The 5,379-nt window shown below is 36.7% G+C and carries 2 protein-coding genes; both read right to left on the bottom strand.

Annotated features, from left to right (window positions below):
- Positions 1-250: 250 nt before the first annotated feature.
- The gene (locus VER_RS07295) at positions 251-2,407 is read right to left on the bottom strand and encodes a YadA-like family protein (RefSeq protein ID WP_162100205.1); all 2,157 of its coding nucleotides are present in this window, start codon (positions 2,405-2,407) and stop codon (positions 251-253) included.
- 709 nt (positions 2,408-3,116) lie between these two features.
- Positions 3,117-5,379 (bottom strand): YadA-like family protein (locus tag VER_RS07300; protein WP_202922146.1); only part of this gene is annotated, 2,263 nt, incomplete at its 5' end.

The raw sequence follows: 5,379 nt of genomic DNA on the forward strand, positions 1-5,379 counted from the left end.
CGTTTTGTCCTATAACCCTTATTTTAATGTATTATTAATCTACTATGAATTTATTTTACACGAATTGTTAAATCAAGATTACTATATAATTATTTTTTATATTTATTAAAACTTAAAATTATAAAGTTAAAAAGCATGCACTCTAAACGAATGCATGCTTTTAAAATTTACAACTATGAAATTATAATACGCTAACTATATAAACACTAAACTTAGCTCATAAACTCAACTCATAAATTTGACTTAGTAATTACATACCAACTTTAGCCATTAACTGTTGAATTAATGCACGTTGTTGTTCTAATTCAGCTTTTTGACTAGCCACCTGATCCGCTAAACCTTTATTTTCAGCTTTCAATGAGTTTACTTCAGATGTTAGAGCACCAATATTTGTTGCATTGGCATTGCGGTAAATATCATCACCTTTTTGACCAAATTTTAAAGATAGGCCAATATTAAACATTGGATCTTCACCGATAGTACTAGATACGCTGAACATAGTATCAGCATTTGGACGGTAGAAACCACCCAGTGCAGCCGCACCTTGACCTTTGTAACTACCCATAGCTACAGAAGCAGAGAATTTATCATCTGGATTAAATTCCAATGGATGTAAACCAGCTAACGCAGCCGCACCAGCACCTACTTTGTCTACACGTTCATCAAGTTTATTAACGCGATTATCCAAACCATTTACACGGTCTTGTAAACCAGAAACATCACTTGTAAGATTATTTACACCTAACGTATTTTTCCAGTTATTAACGTCAGATTCTGTTAAATTAGAAGCATCACGGTCAGCTTTAGTATCTAATTTTTTATCTACTTCTGGCATAACAGCTGCTTTAATAGCACTATCGTTTACCGAGATTTTATAGTTAACACGTGATTTATCGTCATTATATGTAGGCTCAATTTTTACATTAGTACCTTCAGATAATGTGACAGCATCAACATTGCCTACTGTATTTTGATTAATACCTAATGCCACCTGCCATTTATTAACTTGATCTGGCGTAATGTTACTAGCATCAATATTCGCTTTTTTGGCTGTTTCATCAGCTACATGTTTTAATTGTGCTACGTTAACAGCATCAGTATCTTCTGTACCAGCTGCTACATGGATGATTTGACGAGTACTTTGAATTGTTTTACCAGTCTTTGCATCAACATACGAATCAGAACCAACGCTTACTGCACCATCAGTAGCTTTAAAAACAGCTAATGCAGATTGTTGCTCTGCCATAGCTTGAGTAAACTCTTGATGTGCCGCAGTCCAAGCATTACGTGCATTAGTAGCTGCTACTGCATCCTTGCTAAGTTTATCATATTCAGTTTTGGCAGCTTGATAAGCAGCAGCATCATTGCCTTTAGTAGCTATCATAATCTGTTTTTGTGCGTCTTCCTGTGATTTAATGTCACTGTAATTTTTATTTAATTGATTATATTCTGAAATTTCGTTTGCATATTTAGTAGTGAAGTTTTTAATATCATCACTTAACCCCATTACTTCAGCTAAGCGGCTATCATTAGCAGCCACTTCCCCTTTAACACCATCAACTAATGGCATATAACCGATAGTACCAGCACCACGATTTGCTACACTGGATGTACCTAAGGCAATACCACCATTACCTTTAGCGGTAACCTGAGCGTTAACACCTAGGGCTACACCATTATATGAAACTTTAGAGTTTTGACCTAACGCTACACCATATAAACTATTAGTTTGAGCTTTAGCGCCAATAGCGGTACCACCTACAGCAGTCGCATTAGGGCCAATAGCAATACTATTTATAATAGCGCCATAGTTTTGAGTGCCATCGCTTTGAATGTATTTATAAAATTCACCTGCAGTAGCTCCTGTACCAATAGCTAAACCATCTGCTGCACGCGCCCCATCACCTACTGCAACACCTTTGCTATTCGCATACGTATTACGGCCAAAAGCTGCACTGTATCGTGAAGCATACGCACCGGAACCAACAGAAGTACTACCACTAATAGCACTTGTATAAGTACCCACAGCCGTAGCATAATCACGTGCTGCATAAGTACCTAAACCAATAGCTGTTGTGCCTACCCCTTTTTTACTGTCATTCGCTGTAGCCGTACCATCAACGCCTTCACCATTTTTATTGTCATTTGTAGGAATACGTTCAAAAGGATTGCCTTGAGCATTTGTGGTCTGACGATAATCAACTAATTTATCTCTTCCTACAATACCGTCAGCTTTATATTCAGTACCACTCTTAACAACTGTAGCATCCGTTGGCTTAGTACCAATCCCTACATAGGAACCAGCTAAACCTGCTGCATCAACACTATATAAACCAGTGCCAACAGCACCTAGTAACATTGCAGCGACTAATTTAGATGCAAACTTCATATCTTTATTCGCTTTCATTATAAAACCTCATTTCCAACTCTTCACACAACGTAAAACTAAAACAATTATGACTCTGTTCTCATGTAACAATAGTTAGGTTTCCAATTAACTTCCATTAATTCTTTAAACTAACTCCAACACAAAAATGATAGCTTATCACTTTTAATATGTATGTATCATTCAAAAATCAATTTACTAATTCGCAGAGATTTTTTAGAAAAGCCAACAATTTAAAGGATTTAACAAAATGTTAACTATAACTATATAATTTAATGAACCACATTTTTAAATGACAACTAAAACAGAGTCATATCTGTTTTCAATAAAGATTATATCACTGTTTCTTCATTAGTCAATTAAATATTTTTTTGCATACTATTGGCATTTCTTATATTCATTCTCATTAACAATCCATCTTCACATTCATATTTCTTTGAAATTCAATACATAAGCCAACACTCTCCGTTTCAATTATTTTCAATTTACTTTCATCACATGTAACCTTTTTCACGAATTGAATAATCCAAAAAGACACTCATTATTCATAAAATAGTAGTTTACACTCTATCAAAAAAAACACAGCACTAGACCAAAGTCTAATGCTGTGTTTAAACATCTTCTATTAAATTTTCGTATTTTGAATTTACAGTGCCAATTTATTTTTAATTACACCGTCAATTCATTTTTAAATTTGCACTATTATTTTTCAAGGCTGAATCAACTCATATTACAGGCCTAGACGTTCCATTAACATCTTAATCTGCTCACGCTGTGTTTCTAACTGATCTTTTAACGCAGCATTTTCTTTTTCAAGCGTATTTACTTTGTCATCAAGAACAGTCAATGTGCTAAGTGGTGCTTGTTTGTAATTCTGTGCCCCTTTCGCATAGTCACTATCTTGACCTACACGTAAAGATACACCCACGTTAAACATGTTTTCATTACCACCGAAAGAGCCGCCAACACTGAACATAGTATCATCGTTTGGACGATAGAAGGCCCCTACTGCTAAGGCTTGTTTGCTTTGGAATGTACCAACACCTGCTGCAATGGATAATTTTTCATTTTCTAAATATTCCATTGGATGAAGGGCTGCCATAGCTGCTGCATGAGCACCAATCGTGTTCATACGATTATTCAAATCATGTTTTACACCATTTAACTGACCTACATTCACCGCATCAGTTGGCGCAATACCAGGTGCTACATTTTGAATACGGTTACCTTCTGCACTAATTGTGCCAGTGCCTGGAACATATTGACCATTTACTTGTTCACCCGGAAGAACAACTAGACCACCAGGAACACTTAACCCATCATTTAAATTAGTTGGGCCACCATTATTATTGGAAATGCCCTTATCGTTGATTGTTACAACAGTGTTACCATTTTTATCCTTCACTTCTACACCATTAGGGCCTAGAACTGTGGAATTACCATTAGGATCTTTAGACGTTACGCCATCAGGTTTGATTGTTGTAGAAGAGCCATCTTCACCATTCACAGAGATACCATCTTTGCCATTTGTGGAAATGCCATCTTTACCAACAGTTGTAGCTGGTTTGCCATCATCACCATTCACAACCATACCATCGGAACCTACAGTAGTGCCAGGTTTGCCGTCTTCACCTTTTACAGTAAGACCATCATTATTAATGGTAGTATTACCAGTTGTTACACTGCCATCTTTGCCAAGGTTAATATCTTTAGCAAGTTTTACAGTTAATGTATCAGTACCATTAGAAACAACACCAATATTCTTGTCGGTTAATTTACTTTCATCAGTGATGCCACCGTTGATAGTTAATTTTTGGCTTAATGCACGATGTGCTGTATCACCAGTATCTCCACCAAAGTCAAGACCAGCTTGTGCTACGGCTTGAAGGTCTTTGATTGTAGCTAAATTGCTCAAAGATGAGCCAGTTTTGTCTAGTAAACCATCTTTACCTGGTTGACCATCTGCGCCTGGAGTACCACCAATAATAGTTTTAGCTTCATCAGCAGTAATAGGTTTGCTATTATCTTTATTATCAAGACCTAGACCGCTAGTGTCAGCACCAGAACCTAAGGTAGATTCAACCGGCTTAGCTCCGTCTTTAGGGTTACCATTTTCATCAACATCAGATGGGTTATAATTCTTGCCATCATTGCCAGTAACCAGTTTACTGTCATCAATTGGATTACCATTCTGGTCAACTTTAGTTAATTCACCAGCAGCACCTAGTTTGCTTTCAAGAGCTTTAATATCGTCTTTAGTTTTATTTAATTGAGACATATTAACAGCATCATTGTCATCCACACCATCTGCTACATTGGTAATTTTATTACCGCCATTATTAAGGCCTTTATTAGTTAAGGATACAGTTTTATCTTTATCTCCATTGCTCGTTGTAATTGTTACGCCTGTACCATCAACTTTAGTCGTAATGCCATCTTTTGTAGTAGTAGTTATACTACCATCATTTAAAGTAATATCTTTAGCTAAACCCACTTCAATCGTGTTGCCAGTGACAGCTGTATTAATGTTAGGACCGACGCCTTTAATATCAAAGTGAGTATTCTCTTTATTCACCGTGATATTTTTATTTTCACCTTCTTTTGGTGTATCAGCCCCAATAGTAAATTCTCCAAGTTTACCTTCTGCTGTGCTGCCTGCATCTTTAGCCGCTTTCGCTACCTCTTGTAATTGATCTTCCGTTGCTGCACGGCCACTTACAATGCCATTTTTTTCTGGATTCCAAGTTGTATTTCCTAAACCTGTGATGAACAAACCATCTTCAGTTACACCATCTTTAGTAGTTGCCACGCCTTTTTGATTAGCAATGTAAATGCCACCTGTTGGCGTATCTCCTGCAGTACCACCAATACGTACGCTACCATCTGGAAGATTGAGGTCCTTTGCTAATTTAATCTCTAAACCATCAGTAGTATCATTAGCCACCACACCAATATTACCATCAGTTAATTTAGCTTTTGCTTCTGGAGTGGCT

It is taken from the genome of Veillonella sp. R32, from assembly GCF_010093125.1.
In the GTDB taxonomy this organism is placed as follows: Bacteria; Bacillota; Negativicutes; order Veillonellales; family Veillonellaceae; genus Veillonella_A.